Consider the following 21,922-nt stretch of genomic DNA (forward strand, 5'->3'; position numbering starts at 1 on the left):
TTTTCATTCAAATCTAATTATGTAGGTTCTTGCGCAAAAAGTCCATGAATCGGCAAAAAAAAGAAACAGGAGACGATGCTCCTGCTTCCCTACCTCGTTCTCGTCGGGATTAGCGACGGAGACCAAGACGCTCGATCAACGAACGGTAACGTGCAACATCCTTGTTACGAAGGTATGTGAGCAAGTTACGGCGACGACCGACCATTTTCAAGAGACCACGACGTGAGTGGTGATCCTTTTTGTGTGTACGTAAGTGATCGTTCAAAGTTGTGATCTGTTCAGTTAAAACAGCAACTTGTACTTCCGGCGAACCAGTATCGCCTTGTTTCGTAGCATATGCTTCGATGATTTCGTTTTTACGTTCTTTTGTGAGTGCCATTGTCACTCCACCTCCATCTTATAAATGACCGTATTCCCGAGCATCGGATGGTGAGACCAGATGCCAAGTGAATCGGCTGTACGTGATCGTACTGACCTATCATAACGAACCCTGTCCGTACTGTCAAACGCTTAATCGTGTATTTGCCTCTTCACGGTCCCGTGCCAATTGTTCTTTTAATTGATCGATACCGTTGAAGGCTTTTTCATCGCGTAAGTAAGCAATCCATTCAAGCGTCAGTTCTTGACCATAAAGATCCTCATCAAAGTCAAGAAGATGTGTCTCGATGCTAACCTCTCCCGTCTCATAGAACGTCGGGCGTCTGCCGACGTTCGTCATCGCCTTGAATCGACGACCGTCCGCTAAGCGAACGAATGTCGCATACACACCGAGTTTCGGTATGACATAGGCGAATTCCGGACGCATGTTGGCTGTCGGGAAGCCAATTTGTCGACCGCGAGCGTCCCCATGAATGACTGTGCCTTTGATTTGGTAGGGTTCTCCAAGCAAACGTGCAGCCGGTTCGACTTCTCCTGCAGCGAGTAAACGACGAATCCGGGTCGAACTAATTTTTTCTGCTTCTTCTTGAAACTCTGCTACGACAGTATGCGTAAACGTTCCTCGACTGTGAAAATCGAGCGTCGTCATTTTGCCGGCTCCGAAGCGACCGTAGGAATAATCAAATCCAGCGACGACATGCTCTGCTCCAGACGCAATCAGATATTCATCGACGAAAGCTTGCGGTGACAACTCCGAGAAAGGAATCGTGAACTCAATTACATAAACACGATCGACACCAAGGCGTTCGATTTTCTCTAGTTTGCGTTCAAGCGGCGTGATGTAGCGGACCGGTTCATCCCCTTTACCAAGTACTTGTTTCGGATGTGGATCAAAGGTCATGACAGCCAAAGGCAGACGACGAGCCTCAGCTTCTTTCCGTGCTGCTGCGATGACTTGCTGATGTCCGAGATGTACACCGTCAAAAAAGCCAAGTGCGATGACAGCAGGGGCTTTTTGAGGCTGTTCCGGATATGTCAAATGTATGATGTCCATGATGCTCTCTCCGATCTTAATCGATTTGTAGCATGACCTCGACGCGTGCTACCTGTTCTTCTGGAAGACGTCGATATAGTGCTAAAGGTACGTCTTCTTCATTATAGACAGTAAACAGCTCGAATTCGACTGGAATGCTTGTCAGCTTTGCTCCGTTCAAGACACGCTGCGCTGTTACTGCGTCGACCGTCAATCGTGGCCATTTTTGGATGACGTGTTCGATCGGTAGGACGTGTTGCATCCGTTCTTCGACTGTCTCGTATGATTCGAGCGTCTCGAGTGTAACGGTGTCCGTCTCAGCAATCGCACCAGAACCTGTCCGACGTAAGTCGCTCATGTGTGCGGCATAACCGAGGCGTTCTCCGATTTCGACTGCTAGCGTCCGGATATACGTCCCTTTTCCACAGGCGATATCGAGGCGGAAGCGACAAAGACCATCTTCGAACACAAGGTCCGATGTCCGTTCCAATCGATCGATACGGACGATCCGTGTCGGTCGCTCGACTTCAATGCCTTTTCGTGCATATTCGTATAGTTTCTTCCCGTTCACTTTGACTGCTGAATAATACGGTGGCGTCTGCTCGATCTCCCCTGTCAATGCGCTCAGAATATCAGCGATTGCCTCTTCAGTAATACTTCCGGGCTCGACCGGTGTTTCACGAACCGTCTCCCCGTGTGCATCTTCCGTCGTCGTTGCGAAGCCTATCGTCACTTCCGCTGCGTAACGTTTTCCTTCATCCGTGATGAACCGGGCAAGCTTCGTCGCTCGACCGAGACAGATCGGTAAGACACCTGTTACTTCCGGGTCAAGTGTCCCTGTATGCCCGACTTTTTTCGTCTGAAACAAGCGACGTAGACGAAAGACACAGTCATGACTGGTCATTCCGGCTGGTTTATCTAGTGGTAATACTCCGATGGGTTCCACGTGATGTCCTCCTTGAAAAAAAGGCAACCACACGCGTGGTTGCCTTAGGTGTTAATCTTTGTTCAAATTCCGAAGCAACTCATCAATGCGTGATCCGTATTCGACAGAAGAATCGACCTCGAACAACAGTTCAGGTGTTTTCCGTAGACGAATCCGCGATCCGATTTCCTTACGCATGAAGCCTTTTGATTTTTCAAGACCGATGCGCGCATCCTCACGTGCTTTTTCGTCACCGAGGACCGAATAGAAGATCGTCGCTTGTTGCAAGTCTCCTGTCACTTCGACACCTGTGACGGTAATCGGCTTGACGCGTGGATCCTTGACATCTTTGATGAGCAGTTGCGTAATTTCCTTACGCACCTGTTCGGCGACACGATTCGAGCGTAAACTCATGTTTGTTCCCTCCAGTTCGGAAGAATGGATTCCGTTCTGTTACTTCCGTTTGACTTCTTCCATAATGAACGCTTCGATGACATCATCAACTTTCACATCATCATAACGTTCGATCTTAATACCACACTCGTAACCAGCAGCGACTTCTTTGACATCATCTTTGAAGCGGCGAAGTGTATCGAGTTTTCCTTCGTAGATGACGATACTATCACGAACGACACGGACACCTGCATCACGCGTTAACTTACCTTCCGTGACATATCCACCTGCGATCGTACCGACTTTCGATACTTTGATGACATCGCGGACTTCAGCTTGACCGATGATTTTCTCGACGAACTCAGGATCAAGGAGACCTTTCATCGCTTGCTCGATTTCTTCAATCGCATTGTAGATGATCCGGTGAAGACGAATTTCGACTTTCTCCTGATCTGCCATTGATTTCGCGTTACCATCCGGACGAACGTTGAATCCGATGATGATCGCATTTGCTGCTGAGGCGAGGATAACGTCACCTTCTGTGATCGCACCAACACCTGAGTGTACGATGTTAATTTTAACACCTTCGACATCAATTTTCTTCAATGAACCGGCTAAGGCTTCAACTGAACCTTGAACGTCACCTTTGATGATGATGTTGAGGTCCTTAACTTCGCCTTCTTTGATGCGGTCGAAGAGATCTTCTAAGCTAACTTTCGCTGAATCGCGACGTTGTGCTTCGATTTCACGTTGGTAACGTGCTTCACCGATTTGACGTGCTTTTTTCTCATCTTCGAATGCGAAGAATTGATCGCCCGCTTTCGGAACATCGTTTAAACCTGTGATTTCGATTGGCGTCGATGGTCCGACTTCTTTGACACGACGACCGATATCGTTGACCATTGCCCGGATACGACCGAACGTGTGACCGACGACGATCGGGTCACCAACACGAAGTGTTCCGTGTTGAACGAGAAGTGTAGCGACTGGACCGCGTCCTTTATCGAGTTTCGCCTCGATGACTGTTCCGCGACCGTTCATATCTGGTGTTGATTTGTATTCTTGAACTTCTGAAACGAGAAGGATCATCTCGAGCAATTCGTCGATGCCGTCTCCTTTAAGAGCTGAAACCGGTACGAAGATCGTATCGCCGCCCCAGTCTTCTGCAACGAGTTCGAACTCTGTCAATTCTTGTTTGACACGGTCAGGGTTCGCACCCTCTTTATCCATCTTGTTGACCGCGACGATGATTGGAACGCCAGCTGCTTTCGCGTGGCTGATCGCTTCTTCCGTCTGCGGCATGACACCGTCATCGGCTGCAACGACGATAATCGCGATATCCGTGACATCTGCTCCACGTGCACGCATCGTCGTGAACGCCGCGTGACCTGGTGTATCGAGGAACGTGATCTTCTTGCCGTCGATCTCAACTTGGTAAGCACCGATGTGCTGCGTGATCCCGCCGGCTTCGTCTGCAGTGACCTTCGTGTTACGGATCGAGTCGAGCAATGTCGTTTTACCGTGGTCGACGTGTCCCATGATCGTAACGACCGGTGGACGCTCAGACAATTCGTACTTGTCAAGGTTCAATTCATATTGATCAAAGTCCGTCTCATCGACTTGGACTGTCTTTTCGACTTCAAAACCAAACTCTGTCGCGAGCAGTTCGACTGTCTCGTCATCAAGATCTTGGTTGATTGTCGCCATGACACCGAGACCCATCAATTTCATGATCAATTCATTTGGTTTTTTCGCCATTTTTTCAGCGAGTTCACCGACTGTCAAGTTATCAGAGTATTGAACGACGTTTGCCATCGCCTCTTCTTGCGCCCGGCGAGCTGCTTTCCGTTGACTCGACTTCGAGTTCGGATCCGCTACTTCGAGTTTACGCGGTTCTGCTTTCTTTTGGTTCGGACGACGTTTGCCGCCACGGTTGTTACGGTTGCCGAATTCTGGGCGTCCACCTTTGCTGTTACGTGATTGGTTACCTGCTGGTTTGTTTGTACTTCCTGGTCGGTTCGGTTTATTATCTGATTTCACTTGTTTTGGAGCCTCCGTCTTTTGAGCCCGATATTTTTCGGGATTAAATACTTGATCGAGTTGCTGTACTGTCTGTTCATCTAATACTGCCATATGATTCTTGACTGGTTTCTCCAGCTTTTCGAGCTGGGTGATGACCTGCTTACTTGTTACGTTTTGTTCCTTGGCGAATTCGTATACACGTTTACCCAAAGGATCCACCTCCAATTAGTCGTTCGAGAGGAGTTCAGTTAGCTTTTTCGCAAATCCGGCTTCATTGACTGACACGACAACACGCGCATCCTTTCCTAATGCTTGACCGAGAATCGTCCGGTCGGCGACTTCTAGGTAAGGAACCTGATAACTCGTACATTTATCTGTGACTTTCTTACGCGTGGCAGCCCCCGCATCTGCTGCTAAGAGAACAAGCTTCGCTTGTCCTCCTCGTACTTCTTTCAGTACGAGTTCTTCTCCCGTCGTCACTTTTCTAGCTCGATTCGCGAGACCGAGAAGGGATTCCCATTTACTCATTTGTACCTCCCGCGATTTCAAGCAATTCATCGTATAAGGCATCTGTCGTCTTGACCTTCAAATGATGATCAAGCGTCCGTTTTTTCTTCGCCGTCGCAATGACTGCCGCATCTTTCGATAAATAGGCACCCCGCCCATTCATCTTACCATTTAAATCGATGACGACCTCTTGTTCAGGTGTTCGGACGACACGAATTAATTCTTTTTTCGGCTTCATTTCTTGTGTGATGACACACTTGCGTAATGGTACCTTTTTTTGCACGAATTATTCCTCGCCTTCGACTTGGACCGCTTCTACTGCCGGCTCTTCCGTCGCGAAGACATCTTCGAGATCCATCGCTTCCGCTTCAGACTCGCTCTTGATGTCGATTTTCCATCCTGTTAACTTCGCTGCGAGACGGGCGTTTTGACCACGTTTCCCGATTGCAAGTGACAATTGGAAATCCGGAACGACGACAATCGTCGCTTTCGCTGGTTCGTTGACGTAGACCGCAACGACTTGAGCTGGGCTGAGTGCATTCGCAACATATTCTTTCGGATCATCCGAGTAACGGACGATATCGATTTTTTCCCCGTTCAAATCATTGACGATGCGTTGAACACGTGCCCCTTTTTGCCCGACACATGCACCGACTGGATCGATGTCGTCCGCTGCGACTGCGATTTTCGAACGGTCGCCCGCTTCACGCGCCACAGACTTAACTTCGACTTCGCCACTTGAAATCTCTGGTACTTCGATTTCGAAGAGACGTTTTAAGAGACCTGGATGTGTCCGTGATACGAGAATCGATGCCCCTGATCCTTTGACCATCGGATCAACCTTCGTGACGTACACCTTGATGCGATCACGAATCCCGAAACGCTCGTTCGGCATTTGCTCGTGTGTCGTCAAGACAGCTTCGATACCTTCTAGGTTGACGTACAAGTTGCGTGCATCTTGACGCTCAACGATACCTGTCATGATCTCATCTTCACGATCCGCGAAGTGATTGTAGATGCGTTCACGTTCTGCTTCACGCATTTTTTGAGTGACGATCTGCTTCGCCGTTTGTGCCGCAACACGACCGAAGTCGCCTGGCGTCACTTCGACTTTATGGAAATCGCCGAGTTCATATGTCGGATCGATCTCGTGTGCTTCTTCAAGCGAAAGTTGCTCTTCTGGTTGTGTCAATCGTTCGACGACTTCCTTGAGTGCGAAGACACGGATGTCTCCTGTCTGCTGGTCGAATTCGACCTTTACAGCCTCCGATTCTTTTCCGAAGTTGCGTCGGTACGCTGAAATCAATGCCTGTTCGAGCGCATCGATGATGATGTTCTTGTCAATTTCCTTCTCTTTCGCGATTTGATTGATCGCCTCGAGTAACTGTGGTCCCATCGTTCTCTTCCTTTCCGTCAGAACATTACCGCAAGTCGCGCAAGTGAAATCTTGTCGACCGGTATCTCAATTTTCAATTTTCTTGTTTTGACACGCACTTCGATTTCAAGCATCTCAGGTGTGTACGCGAGCAACGTTCCTTCGAATTCAACCGCATTCTTTACTGGATCGTGCGTTTTGATATACACATGTTTCCCAATCGCCTTTTCGAAGTCCTCGTCTTTCTTCAGTGGACGTTCCGCTCCTGGACTAGCGACGTCGAGGTAATACGGCTCGTCGATCGGATCATTGTCATTCAATGCTTCCGATAACTGTTCATTGATTTTGACGCAGTCTTCAAGATCCACGCCACCCTCTTTGTCGATGGAGACACGTAGGAACCAATCCGCCCCTTCTTTGACGAATTCAACGTCGACTAGCTCCATCCCCTCTCGTTCGACGATTGGTTTTGCGAGCGCTTCGACCTTTTCCGTTACGTTCGTCATCTTCATCCTCCTTCAAAAAACAAACAAGAAAGGAGCAGGTCCCCCTACTCCTTCCAAGTCGTAGTATAAAAAACATTTCCTCACTCAATATAGCATAGGAAAGCGCTCAAAGCAAGTGTTCCTAAGGGCTTACAAGTCGAACAAGGATAGCTGATTCTCGTCCGGTAACCCTTCGAGACAGCCTAGGTTATCGAGCGTCTCGATGATCGTTTTCGATAATTTGGCACGTTTTTGGAGGTCTTCCTTCGAGAGGAATTCGCCACCTTTACGTGCTTCGACGATCTGCTTCGCTGCATTCGTCCCGAGACCTGTCACGGCATTAAACGGTGGTAACAACGTATCCCCGTCAATGAGGAATTCCGTTGCACTTGAGCGGTAGAGATCGACCTTTTGGAACGTGAAGCCCCGTTCGATCATCTCAAGCGCGATTTCAAGAACCGTGTACAATCCCTTGTCCTTCGCCGTTGCCTCGAATCCTTTATCCTTGATGTCTTGCAAGACTTTCCGGACGGCTGCAGAGCCTTTATTCATCGCACCGATATCAAAGTCACCCGCACGTACCGTAAAGTACGAAGCGTAGTAATACATTGGATGATGGACTTTATAGTAGGCGATCCGAACAGCCATTAAGACATAGGCAGCAGCATGGGCTTTCGGGAACATGTACTTGATTTTCTTACAAGAATCGATATACCAGAGCGGCACATCGTTCTCGATCATCGCCTCTTCCATGTCAATCGAGAGTCCTTTCCCTTTTCGGACCGACTCCATGATTTTAAAAGCAAGTGACGGTTCAAGACCGGCATAGATCAAGTAGACCATGATGTCATCTCGACAACCGATGACGTCTTTTAATTCACATGTTCCGTTGTAGATCAATTCGCTGGCGTTTCCGAGCCAGACATCCGTTCCGTGCGAGAGTCCTGAAATCTGGACGAGCTCCGAGAACGTCGTCGGTTTCGTCTCTTCTAACATTTGGCGGACGAACTTTGTTCCAAACTCGGGAATACCGAGCGTTCCCGTTTTTGAATCGATTTGCTCCGGCGTCACGCCGATCGATTCCGTCGAACTGAAAATTTTCATGACTTCCGGGTCATCGACCGGAATCGTCTTCGGATCTCGTCCTGATAAATCCTGTAGCATCCGAATCATGGTCGGGTCATCGTGACCGAGGATATCGAGTTTGAGTAAGTTATCGTGAATCGAGTGGAAGTCAAAGTGTGTCGTCTTCCATTCAGAACCCATATCATCTGCCGGATATTGAATCGGACTAATATCATAAATATCCATATAGTCCGGTACGACGATGATCCCACCTGGGTGTTGCCCAGTCGTTCGTTTGACGCCGGTGACACCACTGACGAGACGATCGACTTCCGCATTCCGATACGTCAGCTCATTCTCCGACTGATACCCTTTGACATAGCCATACGCCGTCTTCTCGGCAATCGTTCCGATTGTTCCGGCACGGTAGACGTAATCGTCACCGAACAAGACTTTCGTATAGGCGTGTGCTTGCGGTTGGTATTCTCCACTAAAGTTCAAATCGATATCTGGTACTTTATCCCCTTTAAATCCAAGGAACGTTTCAAACGGAATATCGTGACCGTCTTTAAATAACGGGATATCACATTTCGAACAGTATTTATCCGGTAAATCGAATCCCGAACCGACAGAACCGTCATCGAAGAACTCCGATTCCTTACAATTCGGACAGACATAGTGTGGCGGCAAGGGATTGACTTCGGTGATCTCGGTCATCGTCGCAACGAGACTTGATCCGACCGACCCCCGTGAACCGACCAAATAGCCGTCGTCGAGTGATTTTTTAACGAGTTTATGGGAAATCAGATAGATGACGGCGAATCCGTGACCGATGATTGACTTCAACTCTTTTTCGAGTCGTGCTTCGACGATTTCCGGTAACGTATCGCCGTAAATCCGGTGCGCCATATCGTACGACAAGTTCCGAACTTCTTCATCCGCCCCTTCGATCTTTGGTGTATAGAGATCTTTTGGAATGATGTCGATGTTCTCGAACTGTTCCGCGACGGCTTGACTGTTCGTGATGACGAGACGTTCCGATACATCTGGCCCGAGGAACTTGAAGTCATCCATCATTTCCTTCGTCGTCCGGAAGTGTGCCGGTGGCAGTTGTTTTCGCATGTTCAGCATGTTCGCTCCACCTTGCGTCCGGATCAAAATCTCCCGGTACGTGGCGTCATGTTGATCGAGGTAATGCACGTTCCCTGTCGCAACTGGTAAGATATCATGTTCTTCCGCGACACGGATGATTTTTTTGATCAGTTCGCGCAGTTCGAGTTCATTCTGAACGATTTCCCGCTCGATCAAATGACCATACATCGCGGGTGGCTGAATCTCGATGAAATCATAGAACTGCATCACTTTCGCTAAATCTTCGTCTGACTTGTTCAAAGCGGCATCAAACACTTCGCCATTATCGCAAGCTGATCCGATGATCAAACCATCCCGGTGCGCGACGAGTTGCGAGCGCGGTGTGCGGACGACACGGTGCACGTGTTTCGTATGAGCAATCGAAATCAATTGGTACAAATTCTTCAAGCCCGTCCGGTTCTTCGCATAGACCGTCGCGTGGTATGGTCGTGCCCGCGAGATATCTTTCCCCATCTCCCGGTTGAGTGAGGCGTGTGTCTTCATGTCGAACATCTCATCTGCCATTTGAAGCAACTTGACCATCAAATATCCCGTCGCTTCCGCGTCATAGATGGCGCGGTGATGTTGCGTCAATTCGATATCAAATCGTTTCGCGAGTGTGTTCAATCGGTGATTTTTTAGCGTCGGCATCAAGACACGGGCTAGCTCAAGTGTATCAATGACCGGCAAGACCGATTCATCGTGTCCACCAGACCGGAGTGTCGCATTCAAGAATCCGATATCAAACGAAGCATTATGGGCAACGAGAATCGAGTCGCCGACCCAGTCCATGAACTCCTTGACGACTTGTTCCGGGTCTGGTTTTCCGCGGACCATATCATCGGTGATCCCTGTCAAATCAATCGTCGTCGCCGACAACAGGTGTTTCGGATCCGCGAATGCTTCGAACTTATCGATGATATCACCGTCGTGGATCTTGACAGCTGCGAGTTCAATGATTTTGTTGTACATCGCCGATAAACCAGTCGTCTCGACGTCAAAGACGACGAATGTCGCGTCATCTAAGTTACGTTCCACCGGATGATAGGCGACTTGCACCCCGTCATCGACGACATTCGCTTCGATTCCGTATAGTACCTTGATATCGTTTTTCTTTCCGGCATAGTAGGCATCCGGGAAACTTTGGGCACCAGCGTGATCCGTGATCGCAACAGCAGGATGACCCCATTTTGCTGCGCGTTCGACGTATTTCGTCACGTTCATGACAGCGTCCATCTGACTCATTTGCGAGTGCGCATGTAACTCGACACGCTTCTCGCCTGCCCAAGGGTCAGCCGGTGCTTCCATCTTCACTTCTGACAGTTGGGCAATCATCATACAGAGATCGCGTAGGAATGTATCGAACTCAACGCGACCTGCCGCCTGAATCCACATCCCTTTTTTGATCGCTGAGAGGATCTTGACGTCTGTTTCGTCACGCGCAAACATCTTGACGACGAGGGAGTCCGTATAGTCCGTCATCTTGAACGTAAAGATCGTTTTTCCGCTTCGCAGTTCACGACTTTCAGCTGAGAAAACGAGACCACGAATCGCGATCCGTCGTTCCTCGTCTTGGATTGTCTTGATTGGGACAATCTCATCTTGAATCGGTTTCCCGATCCGGATCTCAACCGGTCCTTCATCGTCATCTCGCGATTGTTCCCGCTTGAATTGCAACTCGAGCATTCGTTTTGCTTCTTCCATGTCTTCCTGTTTCACCTGATTGCGCAACGCTTCTTGTTTCGATTCGTTGATTTGAACAATCGGTTCACAGTTGAATTTCGGGAATCCATAAGCACTATAGAGTAACTGTAACTCACCACATAAGCTGCTTTTTAAGAAGCCTGCTTCCGGTTCACTTCGGACCGGAATGAATAATTTCTGTTCTTTGAACTCTGGTAAGACACGCCCGAGTTGTGTCCGCATCGCGGATGAGACATCCGCGAGATCTTGTACGACATATGGCCAGTAATCATGATACATGCGTTCGTCTGGTCGACTATCCGCATGTAGAATGATTTTGACTTCGGCGAATTGCTGATACCGGCTTGTCAATCGACTCGTAAAGAGTTGATAAACGTTTTGGGGTAAAACATGTGGCAAGCGGATCTCAAATGTCCAGGTTGCTTTTGCTTTATTAACGCGAAGCTTCTCAAGGACTGCTTCGTTAAAGTATTCTTCAATGATACCGTTCGGTAATTCCAAGTCACTGAGTAACAGTGACATGCGTTGTTGTGTATCCACTCGCAATTGTGCTGTCTGATCGCTTCACACCGTGACAGCAACTCCTCCTCCTCTTGCGGATTGCCCAAGGGGCGAATGGGTGTGAGACAAGAAAACAGTCACTTTATGAAAAGTGACCGTCTCCATACTTTATTCTAAACCTTCATAGAGTGAACGAACAGCCTCAACGACTTGTTCTTGTCCAATTTCTTCTGCATCGCCACCACGACGGGCTTTTAATTCGACGATTCCTTCTGCCGCTTTTTTCCCGACGTTCAAACGAACCGGTAGACCGATCAAATCAGCATCGGCGAACTTGACGCCTGCTCGTTCTTTCCGGTCGTCAAGTAAGACGCTGAATCCTGCAGCTGTCAACTCACGATATAGCGTCTCTCCGAGTTCAAGCTGTTCCGCATTTTTACCATTGACGACGATCAAATGGACATCGTATGGTGCGATCGCTTTTGGCCAAATGATTCCACGCTCATCGTAATGTTGTTCGACGACTGCCGACAATGTCCGCGAGACACCGATGCCGTAACAACCCATGATGAGTGGTTGCGCTTTACCGCCTTCATCGAGGAACGTCGCTCCCATTCCTTCAGAGTAACGTGTGCCGAGTTTGAAGACTTGACCGACTTCGATACCACGTGCGAATTTGACGTTGCCGTTGCCGTCTGGTGACGCGTCACCTTCTTCAACGAAACGTAAATCCGTATAGTCGGCTTCGAAATCACGGCTTGGGTCGACATGAATATAATGCGTTTCCGCTTTGTTCGCACCACAAACAGCGTTCGTCAAGGCACGTACCGCGTAATCGGCGACGATCTTCATGTCTGCTCCGATCGGTCCGAGTGTTCCAGGCGTTGAGTGAAGCGCTGCTTCAATCTCTTCGTCGCTTGCCATCGTGATGTCGAGAGCACCCAGGTAGTTTTTCAACTTGATGTCGTTGACTTCGTGATCACCCCGGACGAGTGCCATGACAAGCCCTTGTTCCGTTTTGAAGATGACAGTCTTGATCGATTCGTTAGCTGGTAAGTTCAGATGTGCGCTGACCGCTTCGATCGTCTTCGCATCTGCCGTATGCACTTCTTCAAGCGCTTCTGGTGCTTTGTCTTGCTTCGGATAGGCATCGATTGACTCTGCCATCTCTAAGTTCGCTGCATAATCCGACTGGTCTGAATAGACGATTGTATCTTCACCAATTGCTGCTAACGCATGGAACTCATGTGTTCCACTACCACCAATCGCACCTGAGTCAGCGACGACTGGACGGAACTCAAGACCAACACGTGTGAAAATCCGCGAATACGTATCAAACATGTTTTGATACTCTTCGTCTAAACTCTCTTGTGACGAATGGAACGAATAAGCATCTTTCATGATGAACTCACGACCGCGTAATAAACCAAAACGTGGACGACGTTCGTCACGGTACTTCATTTGAATCTGGAAGAGATTGACCGGTAACTTTTTATACGAGTTCAATTCATCACGAACGATCGAAGTGATCAGTTCCTCGTGCGTCGCTCCGAGCGCGAACCGGCGATCATGACGATCCGTCAAACGCATCAATTCAGGTCCATAAATATCCCATCGCCCTGTTTCTTCCCATAGTTCAGCCGGTTGAATCGCTGGCATCAGTAATTCTTGCGCACCCGCTGCTTCTAATTCCTCGCGGATGATTGTCTCGATGTTTGCGAGAACTCGTTTTGCGAGTGGGAGATACGAATAGATTCCAGCAGCATTTTGACGCATGAATCCTGCACGAAGCAAGAGTTGGTGACTGATGGCTTCTGCATCAGATGGTACTTCACGCAACGTTGGCATGAATAGTTTTGATTGTTTCATAATGAGTCACGAACTCCTTTGACTGAGTGATTAATTAAAAGAATTTTTGAATGTCGTTCCAAGTGACGACGAGCATGAGTAGCATTAAAAGCGCAAAACCGACGAAGTGAACCAATCCTTCTTTTTGAGGGTCGACCGGTTTACCGCGTAAGGCTTCAAGGAAGAGGAACAGCAGTCGCCCTCCGTCAAGTGCCGGAAGTGGCAACAAGTTGAAGACTGCTAAGTTAACGGACAACAATGCTGTCCATGTCAATAGCATCGAGAACCCGCTATCTGCGACCTGATCGGTCATCTTGACGATCCCGACTGGTCCTGATAATTGATCGACGCCAACGACACCAGTCACGAGATCTCCGACGGCACCAACGATAAGCGTCGACATCCGCCATGTCTCAGAGACACCGGTTTGTAGTGCTGTTCCGAATGATTTTTCTGTCTCATTCGTAACACCGATGATGCCGACCTTCTGTTCTCCTTGTTGTTGCACTTTAGGCGTGATTTCAGTTGTCGTCTCTTTCCCATCACGCTCATATTTCACTTCTGTTGCTTTCCCAGCGCGGTCTTGGAATCCAGCACGTAAATCAGTCCATTTGGCTGTATCCTGTCCGTTGACCGAGACAATCCGGTCACCTTCAACAAGTCCTGCTTGATCGGCAGGTGAACCTTTTTGTACTGTTCCGATGACGCTTTCTCCCGTTGGAGAGCCATTATATAAGGCAAGACCGAATAAAATGACAAACGCGAGGACAAAGTTCATGAACGGTCCTGCAGCGATCGCAAGGACGCGTTTCCATACGGATTTCGAACCGAATGTGCGGTCATACGGCGCAATTTGTGTCCGTGTCTGACCTTCGACGAGAAATGCTGTCGGTGAAACCGGATAGCGAACCGATGTCTCGTCTTGTAATCCAACGAGTTCGAGTTGACGCAACAAGTCAATCCGCTCGACAGTAACGACTTGATCGACTTGTGGCTGATCCGCATCGAAATAAATCGTCTCGATGACGCCGTCCTTTAACTGTAATCCAACAGTTTGACCTGATTTGATCTCAACGAGTTCCGGCTCTTCACCCGCCATCTTGACGTAACCGCCAATCGGCAACAGACGCACCGTATACAACGTCTCATTCTTAAACACTGAAAAGATCTTCGGTCCAAATCCAATCGCGAATTCCCGACAGAGAATACCTGCCCGCTTCGCCATTACGAGATGACCCCATTCATGGACGGCGACGAGTACACCGAACATCAGCACGATTGAAATAAAGGTCGTCATTACTTATCCCATCCTTAGTTAGCGAATGTAAGAGACGATACGAACTCACGCGCCCATCGATCAGCTTCAAGGATTTGATCCAAAGAAGGCTCGTCGATAAGCTCATGAGCTTGAAGCGCCGCCTCGACGCTCGCTTCGATTTCTAAAAAGCGAATGTCCCCTTTTAAGAAACGGTCCACCGCTTGTTCGTTCGCAGCATTGAGTACTGATGGCATCGACCCACCGGCTTGACCCGCTTCAAAAGCAAGTCGTAACAAGGGATAACGATCAAATGATGCATCAGCAAAGTGTAAGCGTCCGATTTCCTTTAAGTTTAACCGTTCTCCCCCTTGGATTTCAAGGCGGGACGGATATGTAAGAGCGTACTGAATCGGTTCTCGCATGTCAGGCATACCAAGCTGAGCCATGACAGCTCCATCGTTGAATTCGACCATCGAGTGAATGATGGATTCACGATGAATGACGACATCGATGTCCGCATAGTCGACATCAAATAACCAGTGCGCTTCAATGACTTCGAATCCTTTGTTCATCATCGTTGCGGAATCAATCGTGATTTTTGCTCCCATCGACCAGTTCGGATGCGCAAGGGCTTGTTCGACCGTCACGTCTGCCAGTTCTTCACGTGATTGATCACGGAAGCTTCCGCCTGACGCCGTCAAGATGATTTGACGCACATCTTCTCGCCGCTCACCGTTCAAACATTGGAAAATCGCCGCATGCTCACTATCGACGGGTAAAATCGTCACGTTTTTTTCACGCGCGAGCTTCATGACGAGATGACCTGCCGTAACGAGTGTCTCCTTATTCGCAAGACCAATCGTCTTACCTGCCTCAATCGCGGCAAGCGTTGGACGTAAGCCAACAGCTCCTACGACCGCTGTAATGACCGTATCAACATCAGGATGCGTCACGATATCAAGCAATCCTTCTTCACCGATGACGATTGTTGGCTGATAAGTCAACAGTTGCTCGAGTTCTTGACGTGTTTCCTCATCTTGGACTCCGACAAGCATCGGTTGCAAACGATTCAACCACGGTACAGCAACCGTCGTGTTGCGACCAAATGCAAAACTCGTCAATTCAAAAAGATCTGGATTAGCCGCAATGACATCAAGCGTCTGCGTACCAATCGATCCCGTTCCACCGATGATACTGATTTTCTTCATAATGAAGCGCCTCCTCAAGCAAAGATATCGAGTACGACGAGGACCGTAAAGACGATCATCATGCTGTCGAACCGATCAAGAATACCACCATGACCCGGTAGTAACGTTCCAGAATCCTTCACACCATAATGGCGTTTGTAAGCGGACTGGACCAAGTCACCAAGTTGCCCAACAACGGCAACGATGATGGCAAGGACAATGACTTTCCCAAAACCGACTGTCGGTTCGATACTTTCGAACACGACACCGAGTAAGATGGCAAGTAACACGCCACCGACCGCCCCTTCAATCGTCTTGTTCGGGCTGATTGACGGCCACAGTTTATTCTTACCAAATCGCTTCCCGACGAAGTACGCCCCTGAATCCGTAAACCAGATCAAGAGAATGATCAAGAGCGACCACGTTAATCCATGTTCGAGTAAACGGATATAGGCGAACGATGCAAAACCGACACCAACATAAACCGCAGTCAGCAGTAAAAAGGCGACATCATCGAACGTAAAGACATTTTTCGAAAACACGTTCCAAAAGAGACCGATCAATAAAATGATCATTGCCCAAGCGATTGGTGAAAGTCCGATTGGGAGTGTCCGATCGACTGCCTCTTCATAGATACCGACGAATGGTAATAATGTGCCGATCCCGAATAAAATCCGTGGAATCCGTGAGCCGCTCCATTGTCGCATCCGGACAAGCTCGGTATAACCGAGAATCGTTAGTACTGCCATAAACGCTAAAAAGGGAAGTCCACCGATGTACAAAAGCGCCAAAAAGATGGCGCCTGCCCATATCCCTGTGATAATCCGAGTTTTCATAAGCTAGTTCCTCATTTAATCAGACGCCGCCAAATCGGCGTGTCCGTTGATTGTAATCTTCAATTGCTTCCAAGAAAGCATCCCGACGAAACTCTGGCCACAAGACATCTGTAAAATAAAACTCTGCGTACGCCGCTTGCCAAAGTAAGAAGTTCGATAACCGTTGTTCGCCACTCGTTCGAATCACGAAATCGACATCGGTTACGGATCCTGTCATTAGCTCGCGCTCGATCGTCTCCGGTGTAATCGCATCTGGTGACAATGTTCCTGCCTGAACCTGTGCGCCCAGTTTTTGCATGACTTGTACGAGCTCATCGCGTCCTCCATAATTCAGAGCGAAAATCAGACGAAGTCCTGTATTGTGTTGCGTATCCAGTTTCGCTTGTTCCACTGCCTCACGTGTGAAATGAGGGAGGCGTGACACTTCTCCTGCTACCTCGACTTTGACATTTTGCGCGTCTAACTCTTTTAAATCCGACTCTAAAAATTGTGCCGGTAGCTTCATGAGAAAACTCACTTCTTCTTCCGGACGCGTCCAATTCTCCGTCGAGAAGGCGTATAATGTCAGACTCTTAACGCCGAGTTCATTTGCAACCCGAACGACCTCACGAATCGATTTCATGCCTTCGCGATGTCCCATGATACGCGGAAGTCCGCGTTTTTGTGCCCATCTACCGTTTCCATCCATGATGATAGCGACGTGCTCAGGCACCCGGTCATAGGTTTCGGTTTCTTTCGTCTGATTCAACCATTGAAACATCCGTACTTCCTCCTCTCTCAATTATGAAGAAAGGGACTCTTCGTGTGACAAAGAGTCCCCCCCATGACGATCCGTCGCGTCATACTTCCATGATTTCTTGTTCTTTTTCCGTTGCTGTCTGATCAAGTTGTTTAACGAACTTGTCTGTCAACGTTTGAACATCTTCTGTATATCCACGCAAATCATCTTCTGTCAATGCACCATCTTTTTCTTGTTTCTTTAACTGCTCGTTCGTATCACGACGAATGTTACGGAGGGCAACCTTACCTTCTTCCGTATACTTCTTGACGAGTTTGACGAGTTCCTTCCGGCGCTCTTCCGTTAGTGGTGGAATCGCAAGACGGATGACCGTACCATCAGATGATGGCGCAAGACCAAGATCAGCACGTTGAATCGCTTTTTCAATCTCGCTGACCATTGATTTATCCCATGGAGTGATCAAGATCAGACGTGCTTCTGGTGTGTTGACGTTCGCTACTTGATTGAGCGGTGTCGGTGCACCGTAGTATTCGACTTGAACGGGATCTAAAATCGCAACGTTCGCACGACCGGCGCGGAGTGTCGCAAGTTCTTTCTTAAGTGAAAGATGTGCTTTTTCCATCCGTTCTTCGGCTTGTTTTAAAATTTCTTTTGACATATTATTTCCCCCTTACGATTGTCCCGATTTCGTCACCGATGACGACACGTTTGATGTTACCTTCTTCCATCAACGAGAAGACGATGAGCGGGATGTCATTGTCCATACAAAGTGAAGTTGCTGTAGAATCCATGACTTGAAGTCCATCCTTTAAGACATCCAAGTAAGAGAGCGTCTCGAATTTCTTCGCTTCTGGATCAACATTCGGGTCAGCTGAGTAGACACCATCGACGTTGTTTTTCGCCATCAAGATGACCTCTGCTTCAATTTCAGCTGCACGAAGAGCAGCTGTCGTATCTGTCGAGAAGTACGGGTTCCCTGTACCTGCTGCAAAGATGACGACGCGTCCTTTTTCGAGGTGACGCATCGCACGGCGGCGAATGTACGGTTCTGCTACTTGGCGCATCTCGATTGATGTTTGAACACGTGTTTCAACACCTACATCTTCTAAGCTGTCTTGAAGCGCAAGCGAGTTCATGACTGTCGCTAACATCCCCATATAATCGGCGTTGGCCCGGTCCATCCCAAGTTCTGCACCTGTTTTGCCACGCCAAATGTTTCCAGCTCCGACGACGACCGCTACTTCAACGTTCAATTCAACTAATTCGCGAATCTGTTCCGAGATAGATTTGACGATGACAGGATTGATCCCAAACCCTTGATCTCCTGCGAGCGCTTCTCCGCTCAATTTTAACACAATCCGGTTATATTTCGGTTGCATGACTATGTCCCCCTTGCTAAATTCCGTAAAAAAGGAACACGAACCACTTCCACACGAAAGTGGATTGAAGCATACGTGTTCCTTCTCTTGTCATCAGGATGATCCCGATTCTTATTTTTTAAGTTGGTTCATAACTTCTTCAGCGAAGTTCTCTTCGCGTTTTTCCATACCTTCTCCAACTTCGAAGCGTACGAATGACACGACTTTACCGCCTTTAGATTCTACATATTTACCAACTTTGAAGTCTGGGTCCTTGACGAACGTTTGATCGACGAGGCAGATTTCCTCGAAGAACTTGTTCATACGACCAACGATCATTTTTTCAACGATGTTAGCTGGTTTTCCTTCGTTCAACGCTTGCTCAGTGAGGACTTTTTCTTCACGTGCTTTTTCTTCTTCTGTGACAGAAGTACGGTCAACGTAAAGTGGACGTGCTGCTGCGATGTGCATTGCAACGTCTTTTGCAACTGTTTCGTCTGTCGTACCTTCGATAACGACGACTGAACCGATGCGTCCACCCATGTGGAGGTAAGAACCGAAGACTGCATCATCTGCTTTTGTGAAGAGCGCTACGCGACGGAGTGAGATTTTCTCTCCGATTGTTGAAGCTTCTTCTGAGATGTATGTGTCGATTGTTTTACCCGCTTCGTATTCAGAAGCAAGAGCAGCTTCTGCTGTCTCAGAACCGTTACGAAGAACAGCGTCTGCGATGTTTTGAACGAGTGTTTGGAAACGTTCGTTTTTCGCAACGAAGTCTGTTTCTGAGTTGATTTCGACGAGTGCCGCTTTGTTGCCGTCAACTGCAACTGCAGTCAACCCTTCAGCTGCAATACGATCGCCTTTTGCTGCTGCTTTAGCGATCCCTTTTTCACGCAAGAAATCTACTGCTGCGTTCATGTCACCGTCAGTTTCAACGAGTGCTTTTTTGCAGTCGAGCATCCCTGCACCTGTTTTTTCACGAAGTTCTTTAACCATTGCTGCTGTAATAGCCATTCGATATTCCTCCTTATAACATCCTTAGTTTCAAAAAAAAGGTGATAAAAGGTCGATTCCCTTTATCACCTGGCATCACGAATTACTCAGCGTCTGCTACTACTTCTTCAGTAGTTTCAGGTGCTACGTTATCTTCGCCTTGTTTAACTTCGAGGATTGCGTCAGCCATTTTACCAGTGAGCAATTTGACTGCACGGATCGCATCGTCGTTCGCTGGGATGACGTAGTCGATTTCGTCTGGATCACAGTTAGTATCAACAATCGCAACGATTGGGATGTTGAGTTTGTGTGCTTCTGCAATCGCGATACGCTCTTTGCGTGGGTCAACGATGAAGAGTGCATCCGGAACGCCTGGCATATCTTTGATACCGCCGAGGAATTTCTCAAGACGAGTCATTTCTTTTTTAAGAATGATGACTTCTTTTTTAGGAAGAACTTCGAATGTACCGTTCTCTTCCATTTTTTCGAGTTGTTTCAAACGGTTGATACGTTTTTTGATTGTAGAGAAGTTCGTGAGAGTTCCACCCAACCAACGTTCGTTGATGAAGTATTGACCTGCACGGATCGCTTCTTCTTTCACAGTGTCTTGAGCTTGTTTTTTCGTACCAACGAAAAGAACGTTTCCGCCTTCAGACGCTACTTCACGGATGAAGTTGTATGCTTCGTCTACTTTTTTGACCGTTTTTTGAAGGTCGATGATGTAGATTCCGTTCCGTTCTGTGAAGATGTATTTTGCCATTTTTGGGTTCCAACGGCGTGTTTGGTGACCGAAGTGTACACCAGCTTCTAACAATTGTTTCATCGAGATTACTGCCATGATGAATTCCTCCTTTTGGGTTTTGGATGTCCTCCGCGATGATCGTCTGTCCAGCTAACCTATTAAAGGCACCGCAGCTGGCGATACATGCGTGCGTAATTAACACCGTAGACTAATATAGCATAAAGATTACCGAGGGGCAACCTTCGTTTGATGAGAAAGTTTAGCAATCAAAGCAACCTCGCCCGTCCCCCGATTCAAAGACCGTGCAAGCGTCTCAAGATCCGCTCCTTCTCGTAGCGCCTGCTTGACATCCGTTAATGGTGGTTCTTTTGAAATGGTTCGCTCGATTTCGACGGTTTCCGATTTCTCGTAAGTAGCCGCCTCCACCATTTGTGGAGACGCATCCGGTACTTGATCAACCTGTTCGTTCGCTACATTTACGGATGTCTCTGTCATGGCGTTGACGTTCTCCATGAAATGTAATAAAACTTGTTCCGTCTCATTCTTTTCACGTTCCAACCGGATGATTCGGTCTTTGAGCGCTGCCTGCTGGCGAAATAACACCAGCAGCGCATAACAAACTAAAGCAGCTAATAAAATATAAACGACAGTCATAATTCTTCCTTTCACATGGCGACACGATCTGCTAAGTAGGCACTTCCGAGCGCATTCTTCAACTTACGAAGCGCTTTTGAATGGATTTGTGAAATACGGGAAGTCGAGAGCCCGAGGACTTCACCAATTTCCGTAAGCGTCAATTCTTCATAATAGAACAACGAGACGACAAGTTGTTCTTTTTCGGATAACCCTTCGACTTCCTCTGCCAGTTTAGCGATCAACTCCCGCATTAATAACATATCTTCCGGTGTAGCAGTATCTGGATCTAAATAGGAGACGGTCATCGCCTTCCCCTCATCCTGTAGCGTGACTGCTTCATCGATCGATAATACATTCGCAAAATAGCTTTCTGCTAAAGCACCCTTGACCTCGTCAGGTGTCATGTCGACAATGGAAGAGACCTCGTCTAACGTCGGCGTCCGTTGCAAAGATTGTTCAAGGATCTCGACGGCTGCCTCGACCCGTTTTGCTTTTTCCCGTAAGGAACGTGGTAACCAATCGATTTTACGAAGCCCATCTAAAATAGCTCCTCGAATCCGAAAGGCGGCATACGTGTCGAATTTATTATTATGATTTTGATCGAATTTTTGAAGCGCATCGTACAATCCCATCATCCCTAAACTTTTCAACTCGTCTCGATCGACACTTTTAGGCAACGTCGCACTTAAACGCTGAACGTGGTATTGAACAAGTGGTTCATAATTGTGAAGTAACAGGTCTGCCACCGCAATATCGCGTGTGGTCAGCCATCGATCCCAAAGTTGTTGTAATTCCTCACGCATGAC

Annotated in this window: 21 protein-coding genes; all 21 read right to left on the minus strand. The window is 48.0% G+C overall.

Annotated features, from left to right (window positions below):
* Positions 1 to 109: 109 nt before the first annotated feature.
* Positions 110 to 379: a 30S ribosomal protein S15 gene (rpsO, locus tag ACZGCQ_RS06890; RefSeq protein ID WP_023468676.1), complete on the minus strand. Its 270-nt coding sequence runs from the start codon at positions 377 to 379 to the stop codon at positions 110 to 112.
* Between the two features lie 123 nt (positions 380 to 502).
* Entirely contained in the window at positions 503 to 1,432 is a 930-nt protein-coding gene (locus ACZGCQ_RS06895) for a bifunctional riboflavin kinase/FAD synthetase (RefSeq protein WP_481265930.1), read from the minus strand.
* 16 nt (positions 1,433 to 1,448) lie between these two features.
* On the minus strand, positions 1,449 to 2,357 hold the full coding sequence (gene truB / locus ACZGCQ_RS06900) for a tRNA pseudouridine(55) synthase TruB (protein ID WP_481265931.1): 909 nt from the start codon (positions 2,355 to 2,357) through the stop codon (positions 1,449 to 1,451).
* A gap of 51 nt (positions 2,358 to 2,408) precedes the next feature.
* Positions 2,409 to 2,750, minus strand: coding sequence for a 30S ribosome-binding factor RbfA (gene rbfA, locus ACZGCQ_RS06905; RefSeq protein ID WP_023468679.1), 342 nt, complete (start codon positions 2,748 to 2,750; stop codon positions 2,409 to 2,411).
* Between the two features lie 39 nt (positions 2,751 to 2,789).
* Positions 2,790 to 4,961, minus strand: a complete 2,172-nt coding sequence (infB, locus tag ACZGCQ_RS06910; protein ID WP_481265932.1) for a translation initiation factor IF-2 — start codon at positions 4,959 to 4,961, stop codon at positions 2,790 to 2,792.
* Positions 4,962 to 4,976: 15 nt separating this feature from the next.
* Positions 4,977 to 5,279, minus strand: a complete 303-nt coding sequence (locus tag ACZGCQ_RS06915; RefSeq protein ID WP_023468681.1) for a YlxQ family RNA-binding protein — start codon at positions 5,277 to 5,279, stop codon at positions 4,977 to 4,979.
* On the minus strand, positions 5,272 to 5,541 hold the full coding sequence (gene rnpM, locus ACZGCQ_RS06920) for an RNase P modulator RnpM (RefSeq protein WP_023468682.1): 270 nt from the start codon (positions 5,539 to 5,541) through the stop codon (positions 5,272 to 5,274). The genes ACZGCQ_RS06915 and rnpM overlap by 8 nt, the downstream gene beginning before the upstream one ends.
* Before the next feature lie 3 nt (positions 5,542 to 5,544).
* Entirely contained in the window at positions 5,545 to 6,654 is a 1,110-nt protein-coding gene (nusA, locus tag ACZGCQ_RS06925; protein WP_023468683.1) for a transcription termination factor NusA, read from the minus strand.
* Between the two features lie 17 nt (positions 6,655 to 6,671).
* Entirely contained in the window at positions 6,672 to 7,139 is a 468-nt protein-coding gene (rimP, locus tag ACZGCQ_RS06930) for a ribosome maturation factor RimP (protein ID WP_023468684.1), read from the minus strand.
* 129 nt (positions 7,140 to 7,268) lie between these two features.
* Entirely contained in the window at positions 7,269 to 11,558 is a 4,290-nt protein-coding gene (locus tag ACZGCQ_RS06935) for a PolC-type DNA polymerase III (protein WP_481265933.1), read from the minus strand.
* A 129-nt stretch (positions 11,559 to 11,687) separates the two neighbouring features.
* Positions 11,688 to 13,388, minus strand: a complete 1,701-nt coding sequence (locus tag ACZGCQ_RS06940) for a proline--tRNA ligase (RefSeq protein WP_481265934.1) — start codon at positions 13,386 to 13,388, stop codon at positions 11,688 to 11,690.
* A gap of 34 nt (positions 13,389 to 13,422) precedes the next feature.
* Positions 13,423 to 14,664, minus strand: a complete 1,242-nt coding sequence (gene rseP, locus ACZGCQ_RS06945; protein WP_214727217.1) for an RIP metalloprotease RseP — start codon at positions 14,662 to 14,664, stop codon at positions 13,423 to 13,425.
* A 14-nt stretch (positions 14,665 to 14,678) separates the two neighbouring features.
* Entirely contained in the window at positions 14,679 to 15,833 is a 1,155-nt protein-coding gene (locus tag ACZGCQ_RS06950) for a 1-deoxy-D-xylulose-5-phosphate reductoisomerase (RefSeq protein ID WP_481265935.1), read from the minus strand.
* A 14-nt stretch (positions 15,834 to 15,847) separates the two neighbouring features.
* Positions 15,848 to 16,648 carry a phosphatidate cytidylyltransferase gene (locus tag ACZGCQ_RS06955; RefSeq protein WP_023468689.1) on the minus strand — a complete coding sequence of 267 codons (801 nt, stop codon included), beginning with the start codon at positions 16,646 to 16,648 and terminating at the stop codon, positions 15,848 to 15,850.
* A gap of 19 nt (positions 16,649 to 16,667) precedes the next feature.
* Positions 16,668 to 17,408, minus strand: coding sequence for an isoprenyl transferase (locus ACZGCQ_RS06960; protein WP_481265936.1), 741 nt, complete (start codon positions 17,406 to 17,408; stop codon positions 16,668 to 16,670).
* A 79-nt stretch (positions 17,409 to 17,487) separates the two neighbouring features.
* Positions 17,488 to 18,045, minus strand: a complete 558-nt coding sequence (frr, locus tag ACZGCQ_RS06965; protein WP_058704863.1) for a ribosome recycling factor — start codon at positions 18,043 to 18,045, stop codon at positions 17,488 to 17,490.
* Between the two features lies 1 nt (position 18,046).
* On the minus strand, positions 18,047 to 18,766 hold the full coding sequence (gene pyrH, locus ACZGCQ_RS06970) for a UMP kinase (RefSeq protein ID WP_029342047.1): 720 nt from the start codon (positions 18,764 to 18,766) through the stop codon (positions 18,047 to 18,049).
* 111 nt (positions 18,767 to 18,877) lie between these two features.
* Positions 18,878 to 19,759 (minus strand): translation elongation factor Ts, encoded by an 882-nt coding sequence (gene tsf / locus ACZGCQ_RS06975; protein ID WP_023468693.1) that lies wholly within the window; start codon positions 19,757 to 19,759, stop codon positions 18,878 to 18,880.
* 82 nt (positions 19,760 to 19,841) lie between these two features.
* Positions 19,842 to 20,576, minus strand: coding sequence for a 30S ribosomal protein S2 (gene rpsB, locus ACZGCQ_RS06980; RefSeq protein ID WP_012370721.1), 735 nt, complete (start codon positions 20,574 to 20,576; stop codon positions 19,842 to 19,844).
* Between the two features lie 129 nt (positions 20,577 to 20,705).
* Entirely contained in the window at positions 20,706 to 21,134 is a 429-nt protein-coding gene (locus tag ACZGCQ_RS06985; RefSeq protein WP_406747583.1) for a hypothetical protein, read from the minus strand.
* Between the two features lie 11 nt (positions 21,135 to 21,145).
* A complete protein-coding gene (locus ACZGCQ_RS06990; protein WP_047393832.1) occupies positions 21,146 to 21,919 on the minus strand; it encodes a FliA/WhiG family RNA polymerase sigma factor in 774 nt (257 codons plus the stop codon).
* Positions 21,920 to 21,922: the final 3 nt, after the last annotated feature.

The organism is Exiguobacterium sp. HSB13 (assembly GCF_056764755.1).

What these genes read in the sequence shown, in the direction of transcription:
- ACZGCQ_RS06895 (WP_481265930.1), bottom strand. Translation starts at nt 1,432, where the DNA reads ATGGACATCATACATTTGACATATCCGGAACAGCCTCAAAAAGCCCCT.
- rbfA (WP_023468679.1), bottom strand. Translation starts at nt 2,750, where the DNA reads ATGAGTTTACGCTCGAATCGTGTCGCCGAACAGGTGCGTAAGGAAATT.
- frr (WP_058704863.1), bottom strand. Translation starts at nt 18,045, where the DNA reads ATGTCAAAAGAAATTTTAAAACAAGCCGAAGAACGGATGGAAAAAGCA.
- ACZGCQ_RS06950 (WP_481265935.1), bottom strand. Translation starts at nt 15,833, where the DNA reads ATGAAGAAAATCAGTATCATCGGTGGAACGGGATCGATTGGTACGCAG.
- rpsB (WP_012370721.1), bottom strand. Translation starts at nt 20,576, where the DNA reads ATGGCAGTAATCTCGATGAAACAATTGTTAGAAGCTGGTGTACACTTC.
- pyrH (WP_029342047.1), bottom strand. Translation starts at nt 18,766, where the DNA reads ATGCAACCGAAATATAACCGGATTGTGTTAAAATTGAGCGGAGAAGCG.
- rimP (WP_023468684.1), bottom strand. Translation starts at nt 7,139, where the DNA reads ATGACGAACGTAACGGAAAAGGTCGAAGCGCTCGCAAAACCAATCGTC.
- rseP (WP_214727217.1), bottom strand. Translation starts at nt 14,664, where the DNA reads ATGACGACCTTTATTTCAATCGTGCTGATGTTCGGTGTACTCGTCGCC.
- ACZGCQ_RS06990 (WP_047393832.1), bottom strand. Translation starts at nt 21,919, where the DNA reads ATGCGTGAGGAATTACAACAACTTTGGGATCGATGGCTGACCACACGC.
- ACZGCQ_RS06915 (WP_023468681.1), bottom strand. Translation starts at nt 5,279, where the DNA reads ATGAGTAAATGGGAATCCCTTCTCGGTCTCGCGAATCGAGCTAGAAAA.
- nusA (WP_023468683.1), bottom strand. Translation starts at nt 6,654, where the DNA reads ATGGGACCACAGTTACTCGAGGCGATCAATCAAATCGCGAAAGAGAAG.
- ACZGCQ_RS06940 (WP_481265934.1), bottom strand. Translation starts at nt 13,388, where the DNA reads ATGAAACAATCAAAACTATTCATGCCAACGTTGCGTGAAGTACCATCT.
- rpsO (WP_023468676.1), bottom strand. Translation starts at nt 379, where the DNA reads ATGGCACTCACAAAAGAACGTAAAAACGAAATCATCGAAGCATATGCT.
- ACZGCQ_RS06960 (WP_481265936.1), bottom strand. Translation starts at nt 17,408, where the DNA reads ATGTTTCAATGGTTGAATCAGACGAAAGAAACCGAAACCTATGACCGG.
- ACZGCQ_RS06985 (WP_406747583.1), bottom strand. Translation starts at nt 21,134, where the DNA reads ATGACTGTCGTTTATATTTTATTAGCTGCTTTAGTTTGTTATGCGCTG.
- tsf (WP_023468693.1), bottom strand. Translation starts at nt 19,759, where the DNA reads ATGGCTATTACAGCAGCAATGGTTAAAGAACTTCGTGAAAAAACAGGT.
- ACZGCQ_RS06955 (WP_023468689.1), bottom strand. Translation starts at nt 16,648, where the DNA reads ATGAAAACTCGGATTATCACAGGGATATGGGCAGGCGCCATCTTTTTG.